Source organism: Aeromonas sp. FDAARGOS 1407, from assembly GCF_019048725.1.
In the GTDB taxonomy this organism is placed as follows: domain Bacteria; phylum Pseudomonadota; class Gammaproteobacteria; order Enterobacterales; family Aeromonadaceae; genus Aeromonas; species Aeromonas enteropelogenes.
On sequence record NZ_CP077399.1, the window covers coordinates 3,382,712 to 3,403,184 of the forward strand.

At 60.2% G+C, this 20,473-nt stretch carries 18 protein-coding genes; 3 read left to right on the forward strand and 15 right to left on the reverse strand.

The window, feature by feature from the left end; translation table 11 throughout:
- The first annotated feature begins 92 nt into the window (after window positions 1-92).
- Window positions 93-1,025: a ribokinase gene (gene rbsK, locus I6L37_RS16015; RefSeq protein ID WP_216992362.1), complete on the forward strand. Its 933-nt coding sequence runs from the start codon at window positions 93-95 to the stop codon at window positions 1,023-1,025.
- On the forward strand, window positions 1,025-2,035 hold the full coding sequence (locus I6L37_RS16020; RefSeq protein ID WP_216992363.1) for a substrate-binding domain-containing protein: 1,011 nt from the start codon (window positions 1,025-1,027) through the stop codon (window positions 2,033-2,035). Before rbsK ends, I6L37_RS16020 begins: the two co-directional genes overlap by 1 nt.
- A gap of 49 nt (window positions 2,036-2,084) precedes the next feature.
- Here I6L37_RS16020 and I6L37_RS16025 read toward each other — a convergent pair whose 3' ends face one another.
- From I6L37_RS16025 to I6L37_RS16090, 14 genes are all read right to left on the reverse strand, one after another.
- A complete protein-coding gene (locus tag I6L37_RS16025) occupies window positions 2,085-3,740 on the reverse strand; it encodes a GGDEF domain-containing protein (RefSeq protein ID WP_216992364.1) in 1,656 nt (551 codons plus the stop codon).
- The gene (locus tag I6L37_RS16030) at window positions 3,740-4,216 is read right to left on the reverse strand and encodes a hypothetical protein (protein WP_216992365.1); all 477 of its coding nucleotides are present in this window, start codon (window positions 4,214-4,216) and stop codon (window positions 3,740-3,742) included. Before I6L37_RS16030 ends, I6L37_RS16025 begins: the two co-directional genes overlap by 1 nt.
- 124 nt (window positions 4,217-4,340) lie before the next feature.
- Window positions 4,341-5,114, reverse strand: coding sequence for a Sir2 family NAD+-dependent deacetylase (cobB, locus tag I6L37_RS16035; RefSeq protein WP_061477530.1), 774 nt, complete (start codon window positions 5,112-5,114; stop codon window positions 4,341-4,343).
- 60 nt (window positions 5,115-5,174) lie between these two features.
- Complete coding sequence (locus tag I6L37_RS16040) at window positions 5,175-5,807, reverse strand: GNAT family N-acetyltransferase (protein ID WP_216992366.1); 633 nt, start codon at window positions 5,805-5,807, stop codon at window positions 5,175-5,177.
- Window positions 5,808-5,809: 2 nt separating this feature from the next.
- Window positions 5,810-7,054, reverse strand: coding sequence for a response regulator (locus I6L37_RS16045; RefSeq protein WP_042069323.1), 1,245 nt, complete (start codon window positions 7,052-7,054; stop codon window positions 5,810-5,812).
- A complete protein-coding gene (locus tag I6L37_RS16050; RefSeq protein WP_254203499.1) occupies window positions 7,038-10,988 on the reverse strand; it encodes a transporter substrate-binding domain-containing protein in 3,951 nt (1,316 codons plus the stop codon). Before I6L37_RS16050 ends, I6L37_RS16045 begins: the two co-directional genes overlap by 17 nt.
- Window positions 10,989-11,041: 53 nt before the next feature.
- Window positions 11,042-11,338, reverse strand: a complete 297-nt coding sequence (ihfA, locus tag I6L37_RS16055) for an integration host factor subunit alpha (RefSeq protein WP_005300715.1) — start codon at window positions 11,336-11,338, stop codon at window positions 11,042-11,044.
- Window positions 11,339-11,341: 3 nt separating this feature from the next.
- Window positions 11,342-13,729, reverse strand: a complete 2,388-nt coding sequence (pheT, locus tag I6L37_RS16060; RefSeq protein WP_216992368.1) for a phenylalanine--tRNA ligase subunit beta — start codon at window positions 13,727-13,729, stop codon at window positions 11,342-11,344.
- A gap of 12 nt (window positions 13,730-13,741) precedes the next feature.
- Window positions 13,742-14,725, reverse strand: a complete 984-nt coding sequence (pheS, locus tag I6L37_RS16065) for a phenylalanine--tRNA ligase subunit alpha (protein WP_026456847.1) — start codon at window positions 14,723-14,725, stop codon at window positions 13,742-13,744.
- Between the two features lie 323 nt (window positions 14,726-15,048).
- Window positions 15,049-15,405, reverse strand: a complete 357-nt coding sequence (gene rplT / locus I6L37_RS16070) for a 50S ribosomal protein L20 (protein ID WP_026456846.1) — start codon at window positions 15,403-15,405, stop codon at window positions 15,049-15,051.
- 15 nt (window positions 15,406-15,420) lie between these two features.
- Window positions 15,421-15,618 (reverse strand): 50S ribosomal protein L35, encoded by a 198-nt coding sequence (gene rpmI / locus I6L37_RS16075; RefSeq protein ID WP_005300673.1) that lies wholly within the window; start codon window positions 15,616-15,618, stop codon window positions 15,421-15,423.
- A gap of 86 nt (window positions 15,619-15,704) precedes the next feature.
- Window positions 15,705-16,235, reverse strand: a complete 531-nt coding sequence (gene infC, locus I6L37_RS16080) for a translation initiation factor IF-3 (RefSeq protein ID WP_268854729.1) — start codon at window positions 16,233-16,235, stop codon at window positions 15,705-15,707.
- Window positions 16,236-16,256: 21 nt separating this feature from the next.
- Complete coding sequence (gene thrS, locus I6L37_RS16085; RefSeq protein ID WP_216992369.1) at window positions 16,257-18,185, reverse strand: threonine--tRNA ligase; 1,929 nt, start codon at window positions 18,183-18,185, stop codon at window positions 16,257-16,259.
- Between the two features lie 234 nt (window positions 18,186-18,419).
- Window positions 18,420-19,007 (reverse strand): tetratricopeptide repeat protein, encoded by a 588-nt coding sequence (locus tag I6L37_RS16090; RefSeq protein ID WP_061477528.1) that lies wholly within the window; start codon window positions 19,005-19,007, stop codon window positions 18,420-18,422.
- Between the two features lie 172 nt (window positions 19,008-19,179).
- Here I6L37_RS16090 and I6L37_RS16095 point away from each other — a divergent pair, with 172 nt between their 5' ends.
- Window positions 19,180-20,235 (forward strand): PA0069 family radical SAM protein, encoded by a 1,056-nt coding sequence (locus I6L37_RS16095; RefSeq protein WP_216992370.1) that lies wholly within the window; start codon window positions 19,180-19,182, stop codon window positions 20,233-20,235.
- A gap of 51 nt (window positions 20,236-20,286) precedes the next feature.
- Here the strand turns inward: I6L37_RS16095 and I6L37_RS16100 are convergent, their stop codons facing one another.
- Window positions 20,287-20,442: a hypothetical protein gene (locus tag I6L37_RS16100; RefSeq protein ID WP_197460149.1), complete on the reverse strand. Its 156-nt coding sequence runs from the start codon at window positions 20,440-20,442 to the stop codon at window positions 20,287-20,289.
- Window positions 20,443-20,473 lie beyond the last annotated feature (31 nt).

The following is a 20,473-nucleotide window of genomic DNA, read 5'->3' on the forward strand; positions in this document are numbered from 1 at the left end:
GGGGAGGATCGCCTCCCCCTTCCCTCGGTGTCTCTCGGCCTGGGCTCACGCCCACCTGATCCCCAGGCCAAGATGCATCAGGAGTAGTCAACATGAATCGTCTCGTCGTTCTGGGCAGTGTCAATGCAGATCACGTGCTGCGCGTTCCCCACTTTCCCCGCCCCGGAGAAACCCTGACCGGCCACAGCTACCAGGTGGTGCCGGGTGGCAAAGGGGCCAACCAGGCGGTGGCCGCCGCGCGCCTCGGTGCCAGCGTCTCCTTTATCGCCCGCATCGGCGACGATGCCATCGGTCGGCAGATGCGTCAGGGCTTTGCGCAGGACGGAATTGACGTCAGCGCGGTGGAGCTCGACGACAAGCTCCCCACCGGCATCGCCATCATCTATGTGAGTGATGAGGGGGAGAACAGCATCGGCATCTCCGCCGAGGCCAACGGTGCCCTCTCCCCGGCCGTGGTAAAACGCCATGAAACCATGATCGCCGATGCCCACACCCTGCTGCTGCAACTGGAAGTGCCGCTCGAGAGCGTATTTGAAGCCGCCCGCCTGGCCCGCGCCCATGGCACCCGGGTGGTGCTCAACCCCGCGCCCGCCCGGCCCCTCGCGGCCGAGCTGCTGGCACTGGTGGATCTCATCACCCCCAACCAGACCGAAGCCGAGCTGCTGACCGGGGTCAAGGTGAGCGATGAAGCGAGCGCCCGCGAGGCGGCCAATCGCTTCCACCAGATGGGTATTGCGGAGGTGATGATCACCTTAGGCTCGCAAGGGGTCTATTGCAGCAACGGCCAGCAGCAACAGCTCATTCCGGGCTTTCGGGTCGAGGCGGTGGACACCACGGCGGCCGGGGATACCTTCAACGGCGCCCTGCTGGCCGCCCAGCTCGCCGGGGCCGATTTCAACGGCGCGGTACGCTTTGCTCACGGCGCGGCAGCGCTTTCCGTCACCCGCTTCGGTGCCCAGAGCTCCATCCCCGGCAAGCAGGAGGTCGACACCTTCCTGCAGGCCCAAGCAGCGCAGGGGCACTGATGGCCAATATCAAGGAGGTGGCGGCGCTGGCAGGGGTCTCCACCACCACCGTTTCCCACGTCATCAACGAGACCCGCTTCGTGGCCGAGGAGACCCGGGAGCGGGTCTTTACCGCCATGCGCGAGCTCAACTATGCCCCGAGCCTGGTGGCCCGCAGCCTCAAGGTGAAAGAGACCAACAGTATCGGCATGCTGGTGACCACCTCCAGCAACCCCTTCTTCGCCGAAGTGGTGCGCGGGGTGGAACGCTACTGCTTCGAGCAGGGTTACAACCTGATGCTGGGCAACACCGAAGGACAGGCCGAAACTGCCCTCTCCTACCTCAAGATGATGCTGCGCAAGCGGGTGGATGGCCTGCTTATCATGTGCAGCGAGGGGCAGCAGGAGGTGTTCAACCAGCTCGACTGGCTCAAGAGCCTGCCGGTGGTGGTGATGGACTGGGGCATGGATAGCCGGGAGGTGGATCTTATCGCCGACAACTCCCATCGCGGCGGTTACTTGGCAACCCGCCACCTGATCGAACTTGGCCACACTGCCATCGGCTGCATCACGGGCCCCCACAACCGCGCCCCCGCCAACCAGCGTCAGGCGGGGTTCGAGCAGGCGATGCAGGAAGCGGGGCTCACCGTCAACCCGGCCTGGATCCAGGAGGGTGACTTTGACTGTGCCAGCGGCCATCAGGCCATGAGACGTCTGCTGGCGCAACCTTCGCGCCCCACTGCCCTGTTTGTCTGCAACGACATGATGGCGATGGGAGCCATCAGTGCCGCCCATCAGGTGGGACTGCACATACCCCGCGATCTCTCCATCGTCGGTTATGACAACGTGGCGCTGGCAGAATTTATGTCACCGCCCCTCACCACCATCAACCAACCCAAGGAGGAGCTGGGACGCCTCGCCGTCACTCGTCTGCTGGCGCGGATCAATGGAGAACAGGTGGAAAACAGGATGATCACGGTCGAGCCGGATCTGGTGATTAGAACCTCCTGCGCCCCTCCCCCCAAGGCCTGAACCGACACGTTCGCAGAGACAACAAGGGCGACCCCGGGGTCGCCCTTTGTCATGGATTTGCCGAGTTGTTCGCCTCGGACGTATCGACCGGACGCAGCCACTGCAATCCCAGTCGATTGGCCAGCGGCTGCAACAAATCGCCGTGGGTTGCAGGCTCAGGCAACCAGTAGCGTACCGGCCAGCCAGCCGCCAGCGTGGCGGGCGTGCTGGAGCCCAATTGCGCGAGGGCCAGCACGCAGCCGCAGGCTTGCACCCGCGCCAGCAGCGCCGCCTCCTGTTGCAGGGTGGGCACTCGCAGCACGAGGGGGTTTGGGAGCACATCCGGCAGATAAGCCAGCAGATGGGCCAACTGCACCTGATTATCCAGCGCCACCAGCCGTGACTCGCGCTCACTCGCCGCCGTGTCATCCTCTTGCAGCAACCGGGCCATGACGGGCCCAAGCAGTCCCCCCTCCTGCAACCAGCTCACCTCACAGGGAGCCAGACTCTCCTGCCAGCGAAGGGACCACTGCCACAAACGCTCCCCCTGCTCATGGCACAGCGCCAGCCTGTCGATCAGCAAGGGGCAAGGCGCCTCGTCGGCCAGCCAGTCGCGCAATCGCTGGGTCTGCTGCTGGTTCAGCATCAGCTGTTGCTGCATGCCGGGCTGGTACCAGACTGGCTCGCTGCTGCCATCCCGCTTGGCCTGATTGAGGGCGAGGATGGCCTGATCGAGCAGGCGCACGGGATCTTGTGGTGGCAACACCTCAGACCCTCCCAGCCTGCAGGCGAGATCGAAACGACTCTCCCGGGTCACGAATTCGAAGTGAAGCAGCGCCATCAGATCGCGGATCTGCACCGCCAGCGGCTGCTTGCCGGCGGTCAAGATCACCGCAAACTCGTCACCGCCCAGCCGGTAGGCATTCCCCTGATGGGCCTGCTGCAGCTTGCTGGCCACCGTTTGCAACAACCGGTCGCCCACCTGATAACCGAGCAGATCGTTGACCTGCTTGAAGCGCTTGAGATCGAGTACCACCAGCGCCAGTACGCCGGGGGTTTGCAAGGCGCGCGCCAGCTCCTCCTGCAGTGCCCGACGATTGCCGAGCCGGGTCAGGGGATCGCTCAAGGAGAGACGCCGGTTCTGCAAATTGGCCCGGATCAGGGCATAGACCAGCACGCCACCGGTCGCCAGCAGGACGAGCTGCCAGATCTGCAGCCAGAACAGGGTATCGCGGATCTGGTTGACCGACGCCTCCCGCTCCTGGCCGGAGAGAATGTGTTCGCCTATCTGTTCAATCTGGCGGGTCTGCTCGCCCATCTGAGCCAGCAAGATGTCAAACTCCCGCCAAGGCACTGTCCCACCATCCATCAGGGGTTCGAGCTGTTTGAGCTGCTCGAACAGCCGAGCGACATGCCTGCCCAATCCATAGCGCTCCCGAACCTCGGCGGTCTCGCTGCCGATAAGGAAGATATCGAGCCGGTTCCACAGCAGATCGTAATGAAGGCTCAGGGTCTCCATCTCCAGCCGGCCTGCCCGATAGAGGCGCAGATCGAAGAGAAAGCGCTGGGACTCCAGCATCACCTGGCTGATGTTCCAATGGACATTGCGGTAGTAGGTATCGAGCAGCTGATCCTGTTTGTGCTGCAGATAGAGGCCGCAGCCGGAGGAGATCAGAAACAGCAGGATAATGGCGATCAGCAATCCATTGTGGCGTCGACGCCTCATCAGCGGATCACCTCGATGCGGTTCACCTGCCACACCATGTTGTTGTGGATGGCCGGCACGTCCAGCTTGGGATAGTCGGAAAAGGGGATCAGCAGCCAGAGCGGCCCCTTGTTGCGCCGGGTCAGCGGTTTGTCATCCTCATGGCGGACCAGGGTCAGGGGCACCCCGTCAAACAGGGCGAGATCCACCTCCTGCTGATAGCCATTGAGAGCCGATACGGCGATCTTGCGGGCCTGTGGCACTCCTTGCGAAGCCAGCACGGTCGTCAGGGTCGGACCGCGATAGCGATGAGTGCCTCGGGTCCAGGGGGTCACGGTCTGAAATTCGGTCTGCGGCAGCGTCGCCAGGTCGGTTTCATTGAGCTGACGCTGCTGGCCATCCGGCAACACCAGCGTTATCAGGGGGGAAGCGGCCGATGCACAGGCACTGGCCAGCACCAGGAGGATAAAAGCACTCCATTGCTTCATTCTATTCATGATTATTGCGCCAACTAGATCCCATCATTTGGCTGTCAGTGTGGCGACTTCAATGAGCCATTGCAACTGTAGATATTGTAATCAAGATGGATTTTTCCCTTCCCCTACAAGTAGTTCCGAAGCGTCAGGAGCCACGCATCTCCATCCAGTTGTGTCCATCCACTATCCTGGGCTGATGGATGCCACACGCCTCGAGCAACTCATCCACATAGGCGGGTACCAGCAGGGACGCCGGGCCATAACGCTTCTCGTCAAACTGACTGCCCACCTCGCTCGGCTCCAGGTTGAGCTCTATGGTATGGGCGCCGTTCAAACCTGCTTCATGCACGAAACCGGCGGCAGGATAGACGGCGCCGGACGTGCCGATGGAGATGAAGAGATCACACTGGGCCAGGGCGCTGTAGATGCGATCCAGCCCCAGCGGCATCTCGCCAAACCAGACTACGTGCGGTCGCAGCGGCTGGGGGAACTGGCAGCAGGAGCAGAGTTCATGCTGCGATAGATCGCCGCGCCACTCGATCACCTGCCCCGATTCGGGGCAGCGCGCCTTAAGCAGCTCGCCATGCATATGGATAAGGTTCTTGCTGCCCGCGCTCTCGTGCAGGTTGTCGATATTCTGGGTCACCAGGGTCACCGAACCGGGAAAGAGGCGCTCGAGCCGTGCCAAGGCATAGTGGGCAGGATTGGGATGAACCTGGGGTTGCTGCAGTTGCTTGCGGCGGGAGTTGTAGAAGTGCTGCACCAGTTCCGGATCCCGGGCATAGCCTTCCGGCGTCGCCACGTCTTCCACCCTGTGCTCCTCCCACAGACCGTCGCAGGCACGGAAGGTCTTGATCCCGGATTCGGCAGAGATCCCGGCACCGGTCAGGATCACTATATGTTTGAACGTCTGTCCCATGACATCTTCCTTTTCATCCCTGCTCATAGCTGTGACCTTAGCACAGGGGAAAATGGGGCTCTATTCGCCCTTGGTATTAAGGGCGTGAACGGGGAGCCACTCATCCAGCACGCTGAGATCCAGCCTGACGAACACCAGCTCGCGCCCCGTAACCAGGGTCAGGGGCAACCCCAATCGCTTGAGCAAGGTCAGCATGGGGCGGTTCTGGGCCAGCACCTCGGCCACCCACTCCCGGATCCCTTCCGACCTGGCAAGCAGGGCCAATGCCAGCAGGATGCGCCTGCCCGCCCCCCTGTGCTGGAAATGATCCGCCACGATGCAGGAAAACTCGGCCCGCTCCGGATGGCGGTGACGACGGATGGATTGGGCCTGGGCCAGCGGACGACCATCCTGCGCTGTGAGCAGCAGCGAGATCTGGCGGGCCGGATCGTAATGCAGAAACGCTGCAACCTGATCGGGTGGCGGTGCCAGCTTGGGACGCATGAAACGCAGATAGACGCTCTCTTCGCTAAGGGCATCGTAGGCCGCCAGCATGCTGGCAGGCTCTACGCCCCGCAGCTCACGCAGCTGGCAAGGCACCTCTGCAATCGTCATCGCGACGGGCAGATCGGCACGGGAGTGCGGAGGGTGCCATCCCGCCAACCCCTTCTCCAGACGTTCCCTGTGCATCGGCCAGCAAAGATAACGAGCCATGGCTACCAGCGCCCGGCCATGCCGCGATCACGCCACGGCTCGATATCGAGCAGGTTGTAGGGGTCGTCGAGATAGATGGCGATACCAAGCTCGCGCACCCGCGCCATGAAACGCCCCTGCAGGGAGTCCGGACTCAAGGACTCCAGCTCGGGCAGCATCCCCTGCCCGACCAGCAAGGCCTCAAGGGGTAGGCGTTCCAGCAGATCAAAGGGAAGGTGCTGGCTGTTGTCGAGCACCAGGGCAAGCTTGCAGCCAGCCAGACTGGCCTGCAGCACCAGTGCGAAGCGCTCGGCGTTGGTGAGCAGGTGATCCCGGCGATGGATCAGCAGCGTCAACTCCGCAGGCTGGCGAGCCTGTTCGCCCAGCCACTCCCTCAGGCTCTCCCATCGGGTCGGCAGGCCGCTCACCGTCAACCAGACCGGCGCGGTGGTGGAAGGATGGGAACGCGGGCTGAGTTGCCCCAGCACCTCCCCCCGCCAGGTACGAATGGTGCGGCGATGGCCGCTCAAGCGGCGCTGGCGCAACGGACCAAGATAGAGCGCGCGCAACAATCTGAGCAGTTCATCGGTATCGAGGGGTTTGGCAAGAGCGGCCATGACGTTGAAGCCGGCATCGTGCAACAAGCGGCGCGCCCCGTTGAGCAGGGTCTGCTCATGGGCGGACAGCAGCACGATCGGCAAACCAGCCTCACGCAGCTGGGGCTGCCCCATCAGGACGCTGATGGCATCCTGCTCCACCAGGCTGAGATCGCAGATCAGCATGCGGATCTCCCCGTCGGCAAGGGCCGTCAGACAGGCCTGCTCCTCCTGCACCCACTGGCAGGGGATCCCCAGCTCGGCAATGGTCTGTTGCAACTGCTTGCCCTGAAACGGGTGATCTTCGAGCAGCAGGATCCGCTGCGCCGCCAGCCAGTCGCCCCAACGGCGATAACTGTCGGCAAGTCCGGCCTGCCACTCTTCGTCAATGGCATAGATCCCCACATGGCCTTGCAGCTGGGCAAGATCGCCGGTTTGCCGGTGAGAGGCGGGATCATAGATGGCGATGGCACCGGCCGTGAAGAGCCCCTCCCACTGCCAGCAGGCGTCGGGCTGGGTACGGTGCAGTGCGACATAGTCGGGCAGTGCGCATCCTTTTACGTGCTCATAGGAGGCACGATCCAGGGTATATAAGGTGATGGGTCTAAAGCTGGCCAAGCCGGGCTCTTCCGAGTTGAGCAACGCCAGTAATTCTTCATCTGTGATGATCATCTTGAGCTCTCTTGGTGAAATGGCGACTGACCTCGTCCAGTGCCCGGGACAACCTGGCTTGGAGGAAAGAGTGGCGAGCACGCTGCCACTCTTCAATCACCGCGACTATGGGGGTAGCTCCCACCATTCTGGCGGCCCCCTTGACCTTGTGTAAAGTGGCTTCCACCCCGGACGTGTCCTTGTTGGCCAGGTGCAGCGCCAATTCGGCGAGATCCCCCCGGGTTGTCTCCAGATAAAGCGCTATCAGATCATCGGTCAGCATGGGAGAGGGGGCCATCTCCCACTGCGCGTTTGTCTTCTCTGACTGCTGCCCGCCCCCCAGCTGCTGCAACAGGGTTGCCAGCTCCCGCAGAGCCACGGGTTTGTCGAGATGCCCATCACAACCGCATGACTGTAACTCGAGGGCTGCCTGCTCGCTCAGATCGGCGGTGATGATATAGGCAGGCAGATGGCGCCATTGGGGGGAATGACGCAACGCCCGGCACAGTTCGGCCCCGTTCATCACCGGCATCTGCAGATCGGTCAGCACCAGATCGACCTCCTGCTCTGCGAGGATCTGCAGCGCCAGCTGACCGTTGGCCGCTCCCACCACCCTGGCACCCAGTTGTCTTAGCTGAAGGGTGATCAGCTCCCGGTTGACGTCATGATCTTCAACCAGCAGCACCCTGATATTCAACCCAGGCTGGAGGTCGGCCACCGGTTCATCGGGTACCCATTGCGGCTGCAGCAGGCTGATCAGGGTGCCTGGCACCCAGGACTCCCCAGCCCACTGCCAATGCCACAAACCGCGCTCGTCCTGTCTGGCCTCCAGTACATCGGCGGCATCCGGGGCCACGTTGACGCCAAGTCGCACCAGCCAGGGGATGAGAGACTCAGCTTCATCCGACGGCATCACCAGCGCCAGCTGCCGTACCTCGGGCTGCCAGTGGGGAGTCTGCCGGATCACATCTAGGGGCAACTCGCAGAAGAAGCGGCTGCCGCCTCCCTCTCTGGCCACCACATCGATCAGGCCCCCCATCTGCTCGACCAGCTGCTTGCAGATGGCAAGCCCGAGCCCGGTGCCGGGCGCCCGCAGCTGCCCTGCCACGGCAAATTGCTCGAAAGGCATGAAGAGGGTGGGACGCATCTCGGCAGTAATGCCGGGGCCCTCGTCATCCACCCCGAAGCGGAGCCTGTCGCCCGCCCGGGTGGCCCAGAGCACCACCTTCCCCCGCTGGCTGAATTTGATGGCATTCGAGAGCAGGTTATGCAGGATTTGGCGGATCCGGTGAGGATCCAGGGTTTGCAAGGCGGGCAGAGCTGGATCCAGCACCAGGCGCAGTTGCAGGCGCTTGTCGCGCGCCTTGTTCCAGTGCACCGCCGCCACCTGTTCACACAACTCGATGAAGTCGGTCGGCTGGGGTGAGAGAGAGAGTTTGCTGCTCTCGTTGCGGCTGAAATCGAGCACGTCGTTGAGCAGCCCCAACAGCTCGTCCCCTGCCTGTCGCACTCGCCCCAGCGCCGAGCTCTGTTCCTGAGTGAGCGGCGTGCTGGCAAGCCACTCCAGCAGGCCGAGGATGGCGTTCATGGGGGTGCGGATCTCATGGCTGACTGCGGCCAGAAAGCGCCCCTTGGCCAGCACGGCCTGCTGCGCCTGCTCGTGGGAACGTTGCAATGCCCGCTCCTGCTCGATGCGCGCGGTCACATCCTGCATCACCGCATAGACGCGCCACCCCTGTCCCTGGCGACGGCCACGGCCATCGAGCTGCAACCAGCGCTCTTGATGCTGTGGATGACGATAGCGCAGGGTATAAACGAAGGGTTTGCCCGCTTGCAGCCGCTCCTGCATGGTATCGCGCAACTGGCGCAGCTCGTGACGGGCCAGCAGGGCAAAGACCTGGCCGGGATCGCGCCGGATCTGCTGGCTGGCCAGCCCAAGCAACCCGTAGCAGCCCCGACTGATGAACTCTATGCCCTGGACCCTGCCATCTTCGAACAAAAACTGCAGCACCACGCCGGGCACCGTATTGGTCAGGGCCCGCAGCCGCCGCTCCGCCTGGCGCAGGATACGCGCCCGCTCCTGCAGCGCGCTGATATCAGAAAGGGCGATAAGATCGGTCACCGGAGTCTGCTTGTCCCGCGGCAGTGGATGCTGCACGAAGGCGAACACCTGATCTCCCAGTGTCAGCTCCCCCTCCTCCTTGTGGGCTTGTACCGGAGGCAACGCCAGCTGATCGCCATATCGAGTGGCCAGGCGCCGCCCAAGCTTGTTCGACTTGATGATCCTGCCCTGGCTGTCACGCATAAACACCGGCAGCGGCAGCGTCTGGAACAGGGTGTCACGCAATTCGCTTTCGATGGCCAGGGCCCGCTCGGCTACCTGGCGCTGGGTCACTTCCCGCGCCAGTTGCTGGCGGGATCGCCAGATCACGCCGATGACGATGGCGCTGATCAACAGTGCCAAACCGACGGAGCCGAACCAGGCGAGATAGCTCACCCCGGGTTGCTGCACGACGACCAAGCGGCGCCAGCGTTGATTGAGCTCATTTATCCGGTTGCGGGTCAGGGTCATCAGGCTGCGATCCAGCACGCTGGCCAGCTCGGCCTCATCTTGGCGAATGGCAAACCCGATGCCAAACCTGTCCTCCATCTCCTTGATCTCGAACCCTTCCAGCAACTGGGTTCGTTGCGGATATTGCAACTGATAGAGTTCGCTCAGCATGGCATCCGCCTCTCCCCGTCGCAGCGCATCAAGCCCCTGTTCCAGGGTGCCGATGCGGATCCACTCCTGCTCCCCCAGCAGTGTCAGCAAAGAGGGATCATAGAGCGATTCGGGCACCAGGATCCGCTGCCGCTTGAGAGCCGAAATATGAGTAGCTGCCAGGGTCCCCTTGCTGATCAGCGCAAAGCGGTTGATGGAGATCATCCGACTGAAGGTGAACTCATCTGCCAGGATCGGAGACTCCGGCAAACCCGTCATCATGTCTGCCTCGCCGCTGCGCAATTTCTCGATGGCATCAGCCTTGCTAAGCGCAGGCACCACCTGGTACTTCAGGCCCGTCTCCTGGGTGATCCAGCGCAGCACGTCGGCGCTCCACCCCTTTGGATTGCCCTGCTCGTCAAGGCCGCTATAAGGCATCAGCTCCGGGTTGACCACCAACCGCACGGTACGGCGGCTGCCGGCCAGCCAGGCCTGTTCGATATCGCTGAAACGGGGTTGGTTGAAGGAGAGCGCGCTCTGATCGAGGTAGTGATCAAGATCCGTATAGAGACTGCCGGCAGGCATGTAGCGAATGGCTGTGTCGATGAGGCGAACAAGCTCGGGCTCCTCTCGCATCATCAGACGGTAGCTTATTACCCTGTCATCCCCGAGCAGACGGCGCAGTCGCAACCCCTCCACCGGAAACTCCTTCATCAGATAACGCAGCTGCAGGTAATCGCCAAAATAGGCATTGCCCTGGCCACTCTTCATCGCCTCATACAAGGACTCCCCCGGTACCAGAGTTCTGATCGCCGCCGCCGGAAAGATGTCACGCAATACCGATACGGCATCGGAACCTGCGTAAGCCAGAAAAGTAGCCTGCTGGAGCGAACCCCGGTAAAGCACGGCAGAGTCCGTCTCCATCATGGGGCGACTGAGCCAGGTATTGGGCAGATTGCTCGTCGCCGCCCCGATATGGGGAACCATGTCGCACTGCCCCTCCAGCAAGGCGCCGCGCACCGTTTGCCAGTCGGGCAGCTCCTGAAACAGAAGCGGCACCGGCAGCTGCTTGGCCAGACGGGTGATCTGATCCTTGAGCAACCCACCTTGTGCCAGCAGATAGGGTGGCGGCAGCGTGGCCGGGTAACAGAATGTCAGTTGTTTGAGAGAGTTGGCATAAGCCTGGGTGGATGGCGCCAGCGGCAGTATGGTGGCTGACAGCGGCGTTGCAACCAGCGCCGTCAGCAACAACATGGAGGTTCGGATCATAGGGAAAGAAAAAAGCCAGGCGTCAGCCTGGCTCTTTGTTACTCGTTGGGTTCAACATTTTCTACCCTAGCCTTGAGTTTCTGGCCAGGCCGGAAGGTCACCACACGACGGGCGCTGATGGGAATATCTTCACCAGTCTTGGGATTACGTCCGGGACGCTGATTCTTCTCACGAAGGTCAAAATTACCGAAGCCTGAAATCTTGACTTGTTCACCACGCTCAAGCGCTTGTCGGATTTCCTCAAAGAAGGCTTCCACCATGTCTTTGGCTTCACGCTTGCTCATCCCGAGCTGGGTGAACAGGTGCTCTGCAATGTCGGCTTTGGTAAGCGCCATAGATCAATCCCTCAAGGATGCATTCAACTCTTCACCAAGGGCCCGCACGACATTGTCCACGGTCTCGGCAATCTCTTTCTCCTCCAGGGTGCGCTGGGTATCTTGCAGCACCAGGCTGATGGCCAAGCTCTTCTTGTCCTCAGCCATACCAGCGCCCTGGTATACGTCAAACAAGTTTATTCCAACTACCTGATTTCCGCCAACTTTTTTAATTACTGCGAGAACATCGCCTGCCAGAATCTGACGGTCAACCACCACGGCGATGTCACGGCGGTTGGCCGGGAACTTGGAAACTTCGGCTGCAACCGGCACCTTGGCCGGGGTCAGCTTGTCCAGCTCCAGCTCGAACATGACGACGCGGCTCTTGAGACCCAGCTTCTTCTCGAGGCTCGGGTGGATCACGCCGATATGGCCGATGACCTCGCCGCTGCGCAGGATGGCCGCGCTCTGGCCCGGGTGCAGTGCACTGTGTTCGGTACGCTCGAAGGTGAAAGTGGCGCCTTCGGCTGTCAGATCCAGTACCGCTTCCAGATCCCCTTTCAGATCAAAGAAGTCTGCCCCACGGCTCTTGATGTCCCAGTGTTCGTCGCTCTGGTTGCCGGTGATGATACCGGCCAGCATGGGCTCTTGACGGATGCCGTTCTCGGCGCTTTCATCCTTGATGAAACGCAGGCCCTGCTCGAACAGGCGCACACGCGGCTGCTGGCGGTTCTGGTTGTAGACCACCGCTTCCACCAGACCCGGGAACAAGGAGACGCGCATGGCGGACATCTCGACCGAGATGGGATTAGGCAGCACGATGGCATCGCTTTGCGGGAACAGGGTCTGCTGGGTCTTGGGATCGACGAAGCTGTAGGTGATCGCTTCCTGGAAGCCACGGGCGACCAGCAGGTCGCGCACCCGCTTGAGGGTCACCTGCCCTTCCGCCTGCTCCACCATCGCCAGAGAGGCAGCCGGTTTGAGGTTGGGGATGTTGTTGTAGCCGTAGATGCGGGCCACTTCCTCGATGAGATCTTCCTCAATGGCGATATCGAAACGCCAGGAGGGAGCCAGCGCGGTCCAGCCATCCGTCTCCACAGTCACCTGCATGCCGAGGCGAGTCAGGATCTCGACCACCTGCGCGTCCGCCACGCTGATGCCGATCACCTTGTCGAGCTTGGCACGACGCAGCTTGATAGGAGCAGCCTTGGGCAGATGATCATCGGATTTGACCTCGATAACCGGGCCCGCTTCGCCGCCGCAGATATCCAGCAGCAGACGGGTGGCACGGTCCATCACCTTGGCTTGCAGTTCGGGATCCACCCCGCGCTCGAAGCGGTGGGAAGAATCGGTGTGCAGACCGTAGGCACGGGCACGGCCGGTGATGGAGAGCGGTGCAAAGAAGGCGCACTCCAGCAGGATGTCGGTGGTGGTCTCGGACACACCAGTGCGATCGCCGCCGAAGATGCCGGCCATGCAGGCAGGGCCCTGACTATCTGCGATCACCAGGGTGGTCTCTTTGAGCTTCACCTCGGTGCCGTCGAGCAGGGTCATGGGCTCGTCAGCCTTGGCGCGGCGCACCACCAGTTCCCCTTCCAGCTTGCTCAGATCGAAGGCGTGCATCGGCTGGCCGTATTCCAGCAGCAAGTAGTTGGTGATGTCGACGATGGCGTCGATGGAACGGATGCCGCCACGGCGCAGCTTCTCCTGCATCCAGAGCGGACTCTGGGCCTTGAGGTTCAGCCCCTTGACGACGCGGCCCAGATAGCGCGGGCAGTCGGCAGGCGCCTCAACCCGGATCGGGAAAGTGGCGTCAATGGTGGCGGCAGCCGGCGTCCAGCTCGGCTCGACCACATCCACACTGTTGAGTACGCCGATTTCACGGGCCAGACCTGCGATACCGAGGCAGTCGGCACGGTTCGGGGTGAGATCCACGTCGATGGCGACGTCGTTGAGGTTCAGGTACTCACGGATATCGATACCGATGGGGGCATCGCTCGGCAGCTCGATGATGCCATCGGCTTCAACGTCGATACCCAGCTCGCTGAAGGAGCAGAGCATGCCGTGGGACGGCTGGCCACGCAGCTTGGCTTTCTTGATGGTGAAATCACCCGGCAGGGTCGCCCCTACCTTGGCCACGCATACTTTGAGGCCCTGGCGGCAGTTAGGCGCGCCGCAGACGATGTCCAGCAGCTCTTCTTCGCCCACGTTGACCTTGGTCACCCGCAGCTTGTCGGCGTCAGGATGCTGGGCACACTCGACCACTTCACCAACCACGACGTTATTAAACTGGCCGGCCACCGCTTCCACGGCGTCCACTTCCAGACCGGCCATGGTGATCTGTTCGGCCAGTGCGTTGTCACTCAACTCGGTGCGGACCCACTCCATCACCCAGGATTTACTGAATTTCATGTTCTCTCGCCCTTACTTGAACTGCTTGAGGAAGCGCAGGTCGTTTTCGAAGAAGGCACGCAGGTCGTTAACCCCGTAGCGCAGCATAGTCAGGCGCTCAACGCCCATGCCGAAGGCAAAGCCGGAGTATTTTTCCGGATCGATGCCGACCGAACGCAGCACGTTCGGGTGCACCATGCCGCAGCCCAGCACTTCCAGCCACTTGCCATTCTTGCCCATCACGTCCACTTCGGCGCTCGGCTCGGTGAACGGGAAGTAGGAAGGACGGAAACGAATGGTCAGATCTTCCTCGAAGTAGTTGCGCAGGAAGTCGTGCAGGATGCCTTTCAGCTCGGTGAAGCTGGCATGCTCGTCTACCAGCAGACCTTCGACCTGATGGAACATGGGGGTGTGGGTCATGTCGTAGTCGTTACGATAGACGCGGCCCGGCGCAATGATGCGGATCGGCGGCTGCTGCTTTTCCATGGTGCGGATCTGCACACCCGAGGTGTGAGTGCGCAGCATCAGATCAGGATTGAAGTAGAAGGTATCGTGATCGGTACGCGCCGGGTGATGGGCCGGGATATTCAGCGCATCGAAGTTGTGGAAGCCGTCTTCGATCTCGGGACCACGGGCAACCTTGAAACCCATCTCGCCAAACAGGCGCTCGATACGCTCGATGGTGCGGGTCACCGGGTGCAGACCGCCATTCTCGATGCGACGGCCCGGCAGGCTGACGTCGATGGTTTCGGCGGCCAGCTTCTGGTTCAGCACGGCGATTTCGAGGGCTTCACGACGCGCGTTCAGGGTATCCTGAACCTGTTGCTTGGCCTGGTTGATCACGGCGCCCGCGGCCGGACGCTCTTCGGCGGACAAGGCGCCCAGCCCTTTCATCTGCTCGGTAAAAAAGCCTTTTTTACCCAGATATTTGACCCGGATCTCGTCGAGGGCCGCGATGTCGCTGACGCCCTCAATTTCGGCCTTGGCCTGGCCGACTACTTCTTCAAGCTGTTGCATGTCTTCCTCGTCACCACTCCCGGAACAGGAGCCTTTAGGCTAAATAAGGTCAAGAGGGGAATAATACAAAAAAAGCCCCTTCGCTGACCATACTTAAGGTCCCCTTTTCTCCCTATAAATCATTTTGTTATATCAAGCGAGTCTCACTTTATCCCCTACCCTCTTTAAATAGTTTGTTTGAGCATTAGTTTGTTGGCATATGAAGAGTAGAGAACGTTGGCTTAACATCGCCTCTTCTGGACTTCCCATTCCTCTGGCTAGCAGAAATGGGGCAACAAAAAAGGAGGCCTGAGCCTCCTTTTATCTTTCATAACAGAACCGGATTAAGCCAGTGCTGCTTTAGCCTTTTCAACCAGGGCGGTGAAAGCCAGCTTGTCGTGAACGGCGATATCGGACAGGATCTTGCGATCGATCTCGATGGAAGCCTTCTTCAGACCGTTGATGAGACGGCTGTAGGACAGACCGTTCTGACGGGCTGCTGCGTTGATACGAGCAATCCACAGTTGACGGAACTGACGCTTTTTCTGACGACGGTCACGGTAGGCATACTGACCGGCTTTGGTTACCGCTTGTACCGCTACGCGGTAAACACGGGAACGGGCGCCGTAGTAACCCTTGGCGGCTTTCATTACTTTCTTGTGACGAGCACGAGCGGTCACACCACGTTTAACTCTTGGCATTTTTCACATCCCCCCTTATGCGTACGGCAGACAAGCGACAACACGTTTGTGGTCGGCAGCGGAAACAAAGAACTTCGGTCCCAGCTGACGCTTACGCTTGCTGCTCTTCTTGGTCAGGATGTGACGCAGGTGGTTGTGCTTGCACTTGAAGCGACCTGAGCCAGTCTTTTTGAAGCGCTTCGCAGCACCCCGGTTGGTTTTCATCTTCGGCATTTCATACTCCGCATTGTGAGTGACAACAAAATCGCAAGGCGAACCGACACATGGAGCGAGCCCCATGTGTCAATTACTTGTGGGCCTTAAGATTTCTTCTTGGGCGCGAGGACCATCACAGCTTGACGGCCTTCGACTTTCGGGAACGACTCGACTACGGCCAACTCTTCCAGATCGCTCTTGACTCGCTCCAAAACCTTGATACCAAGATCCTGGTGGGCCATTTCACGACCACGGAAGCGCAGGGTGACCTTAGCCTTGTCCCCGTCTTCCAGAAAGCGAACCAGGTTGCGTAGTTTTACCTGATAGTCGCCTTCGTCAGTGCCAGGACGGAATTTGATTTCCTTGACCTGGACGACTTTCTGCTTTTTCTTCTGTTCTTTGGTGGTTTTGCTCTTTTCGTAGAGGAATTTGCCGTAATCCATGATCCGGCAAACGGGCGGCTCAGCGTTCGGACTAATCTCGACCAGATCCACTTCGGCCTCAGCGGCCAAGTTCAGAGCTTCCTGGATGGATACGATACCGAGCGCTTCGCCATCCAGACCAGCCAAACGAACTTCTTTCAGTCGGATCTCTTCGTTGATCCGGTGAGCGCGGGCTTGCGGCTGCTTGCCCAGTTTTTTTCCGCCTTTTATAGCTTATTCCTCCACTTTCTTTTGTCCGCGGGTCTGAACTTCCTGGGTCAACAGAGCAATCAGCTCTTCAACAGGATAAGAACCCAGGTCAGCCCCTTTGCGAGTCCGTACTGCAATCTTGCCGGCTTCAACTTCTTTATCGCCGCAGACCAGCATGAAAGGCACTCGCTTCAAAGTATGCTCGCGGATTTTAAAGCCTATCTTCTCATTTCTCAAGTCCGCTTTTGCACGAAGACCCGCATCATTCAATGCTTTGGCTACTTTTACGGCATATTCGGCCTGATTGTCGGTGATATTCATGACCACTGCCTGGACCGGAGCCAACCAGGTCGGGAACAGACCCGCGTACTCCTCGGTCAGGATACCGATGAAGCGCTCGAGCGAGCCCAGTATTGCACGGTGGATCATGACGGGTACGTGACGCTCGTTGTCTTCGCCCACATAGGTGGCGCCAAGACGGCCCGGCAGGGCAAAGTCGAGCTGCACGGTACCACATTGCCAGGCACGATCAAGGCAATCGTGCAGGGTGAATTCAATCTTGGGACCATAGAAAGCCCCCTCACCCGGCTGCAGATCGTACTTCAGGCCATTCACTTCCAGCGCCTCGGCCAAGGCGGCTTCGGCACGATCCCATGCCTCGTCGGAACCGATGCGCTGCTCCGGACGGGTGGAGAGCTTGACCACGATGTTCTCGAAACCGAAGGTACCGTAAACGTCATAGACCATACGGATACAGGCAGACACCTCTTCCATGATCTGCTCTTCGGTGCAGAAGATGTGGGCGTCATCCTGAGTGAAACCACGCACACGCATCAGGCCGTGCAGGGAGCCAGACGGCTCGTTGCGATGGCAAGAGCCGAACTCGGCCATGCGCAGCGGCAGATCGCGGTAGGATTTCAGACCCTGGTTGAAGATCTGCACGTGACCCGGGCAGTTCATCGGCTTGATGGCGTACTCGCGATTCTCTGACTGGGTAGTGAACATGGCCTGGGCATATTTATCCCAGTGGCCGGAGCGCTCCCACAGCACACGGTCCATCATGAAGGGACCTTTCACTTCCTGATAGTCGTACTCTTTAAGCTTGCCGCGGATGAAGGTTTCCAGCTCGCGGAAGATGGTCCAGCCGTCATTGTGCCAGAACACCATGCCAGGCGCCTCTTCCTGCATGTGATACAGGTCGAGCTGCTTGCCGATCTTGCGGTGGTCGCGTTTGGCGGCCTCTTCCAGGCGCTGCAGGTAGGCCTTGAGCTGTTTCTTGTCAGCCCAGGCGGTACCGTAAATGCGCTGCAGCATCTTGTTGTTGGAGTCGCCACGCCAGTAGGCGCCTGACATCTTCTGCAACTTGAAGTGGTGGCAGTGACGCATATTGGGCACGTGCGGCCCGCGGCACATATCGATGTACTCTTCGTGATGATAGAGACCGGGCTGATCATCACGGGCGATGTTCTGATCCAGGATCTCGACCTTGTAGGTCTCGCCACGGGCTTCGAACACATCGCGTGCTTCCTGCCAGGAGACCTTCTTCTTGATGACGTCGTAATCCTTGGCGGCCAGCGCCATCATGCGCTCTTCCAGGGCAGCCAGATCTTCATCGGTCAGGGTGCGGTCGAGATCGATGTCGTAGTAAAAACCGTTGTCGATGACAGGACCGATGGCCATCTTGGTCTGGGGCCAGAGTTGCTTGATGGCATGACCCAGCAAGTGGGCGCAGGAGTGGCGCAGAATGTCCAGACCTTCTTCGTCTTTGGCGGTGATGATGGCCAGGGAGGCATCGGCTTCGATCAGCTCGCAAGCATCCACCAGTTCACCGTTTACCCGACCAGCAATGCACGCCTTGGCGAGACCGGGACCGATGTCCGCGGCCACATCCATGACGGAAACAGAATGGGCAAATTGACGTTGGCTGCCGTCAGGCAGAGTAATGATTGGCATTATATGTTTCCTTATACAGTGGTGACCCGTACCAAAGGTCACATGCGGGATGGAAAATCGATTCAAAAAAGGGTGATGTTCTGGTTCTCCACAGCACTTTGCGAAGCCGGCCTGTCACGAGAACAGCGAATTTATCGAGGCAAACCAAGCCAAAACGGGGCAATCCTACCAGAAGTTGTTGCAGCTGTATCGGGTTTGTCGAGATTTTCTACAACCGGCCGGGGGCATGGCCAATTATTGCCCCAAAAGAGGTTGCCAGTTGAAATCGAAGGTGCTGTTCCCCTCCTCTGCCCGCACCAGCTCCTGCAGCACTTTCAACGCCAGCTTGTTGCCCTTCTGCGAGGCCTGATAGAGCCACTGTTTGGCCTGAGTGAGATCAACCTGCCCACTGGCTCCCATCAGGTGAAGCACACCGACTTTGAGCATGGCGGGTACATCACCGTTACGAGCCGCCAGCTCCATCCAGTGAAATGCCTCGCGCAGATCCCGCTTGACCCCGGCTCCGCGCAGATACACCTCCCCCAGCCTATATTGGCCGAAGGCGTCTCCCGCCTGGGCGGCCTGACGATAAAGGTCGATGGCCAGAGTCATGTCCTGCTCGCTGCCCTGCCCCACCTCGTGGCTCCAACCCATCAGGGCTTTGGCACGGGGGAGCCCTTGTTCGGCCAGTGGCAACCAGACCCGGGTCGCCTCTTCAAAATGGCCGGTGCGCCAGGCCCGGTTGGCCGAGGCCATCTCCTGCTCGGTGGAGAGCGGAATGAGACGCCAGATAGCCAGACCGATGACACCGATAAACAACCAGCGGGAAGAGATGGGCTTCATGATGATTTCCGTGATCAGGTTCGCACTTTTCTTATGTAAACGAAATGTAGCGAACGGATCAAGCAAGAGATCCATTTGTCATGCTTTTTTATGCAAAGGAAGGGAGAGGCTTGCACTTTACCCTGCCGACTTGCATCATTGCTGTATATATAAACAGTATTCATACAAGACGATGGCAGGACGAGGCAGCGCTCACAATATCGATCACCGTTTCAGCGGCCCGCTTATCGAGGTAGTTGACGACGGCTGGCAGCAATCCGAGTGGGAGGCGGCCTTCACCCCAAGCCACCCGCAAACCCGGATAACAGAGATTCAGGCCCGCAACATCATTAGCTACAACGACTCCCCCGACATTCCCTTTGGCCGCTCCATCAATCCCTATCAGGGGTGCGAGCACGGCTGCATCTACTGCTATGCCAGGCCCAGTCACGCCTATCTTGAGCTCTCCCCCGGCCTTGACTTCGAAACCCGACTGTTTGCCAAGCTCAACGCCGCCGATCTGCTGCGCAAGGAGTTCGCCAAACCGGATTATCAGCCACAAACCATCGTCCTCGGAGCCAATACCGACCCCTATCAGCCCATCGAGCAGCACTATCGCCTCACTCGCGAGATCTTGACGGTGATGCAGGTCCATCGCCACCCGGTGGGGATCATCACCAAGAGCGCCATGATCCTGCGCGACCTCGATCTGCTGACCGAGCTGGCCCGGGAAGGCTTGTGCCAGGTGATGGTATCGGTCACTACCCTCAACGAAACCCTCAGACGACAGCTGGAACCGAGGGCCAGCAGCGGAGCCGGCCGGCTCAAGGTGATCGAGAAGCTGACCCGGGCAGGCGTGCCGGTCGGGGTGCTGGCCGCCCCCATGATCCCGCGGCTCAACGAGCCTGAGCTCGAGCAGATCATCAAGGCCGCTGTCGCAGCTGGCGCCGGCTGCGCCGATTACATCTTGCTGCGCCTTCCTCACGAGCTGACCACCCTGTTCAGCGACTGGCTGGATGAACACTATCCGGGCCAGAAGGAGGCCATTTTGAACCAGTTGCGGGCGAGCCGGGGCGGCGCCCTCAACAGTTCCGCATTCGGCACCCGCATGCGCGGTCAGGGTCAGTTTGCCGATCTGCTTGCCCAGCGCTTTCGCCTCATCAGCAGGCGCCTTGCGCTCGGCAAGCGGCACATTCAATTGCGGTGCGATCTCTTTATACGTCCCGGGGAACAGCTCAGCCTGTTTTAATTCTGATCATGATGGCAGGCCCCTGAACTTGACCCTCTTGCGAGGGGCAGTTCAACCAGGTCGATCTCCCCGCCCTTGCGCCAGCAGTTCGACCGGCAGTCGCGAGGGTTCATGAGCAACTTCGTGCTCTTCCTCTCTTGCATGCAGCATCTCTGACTCGCCCCATACCCGGTTCCACCAGATCTCCCATGTGATCCAACTGGTCATATGCAGCTCCTTGTAACGGTAATGGCAGGGA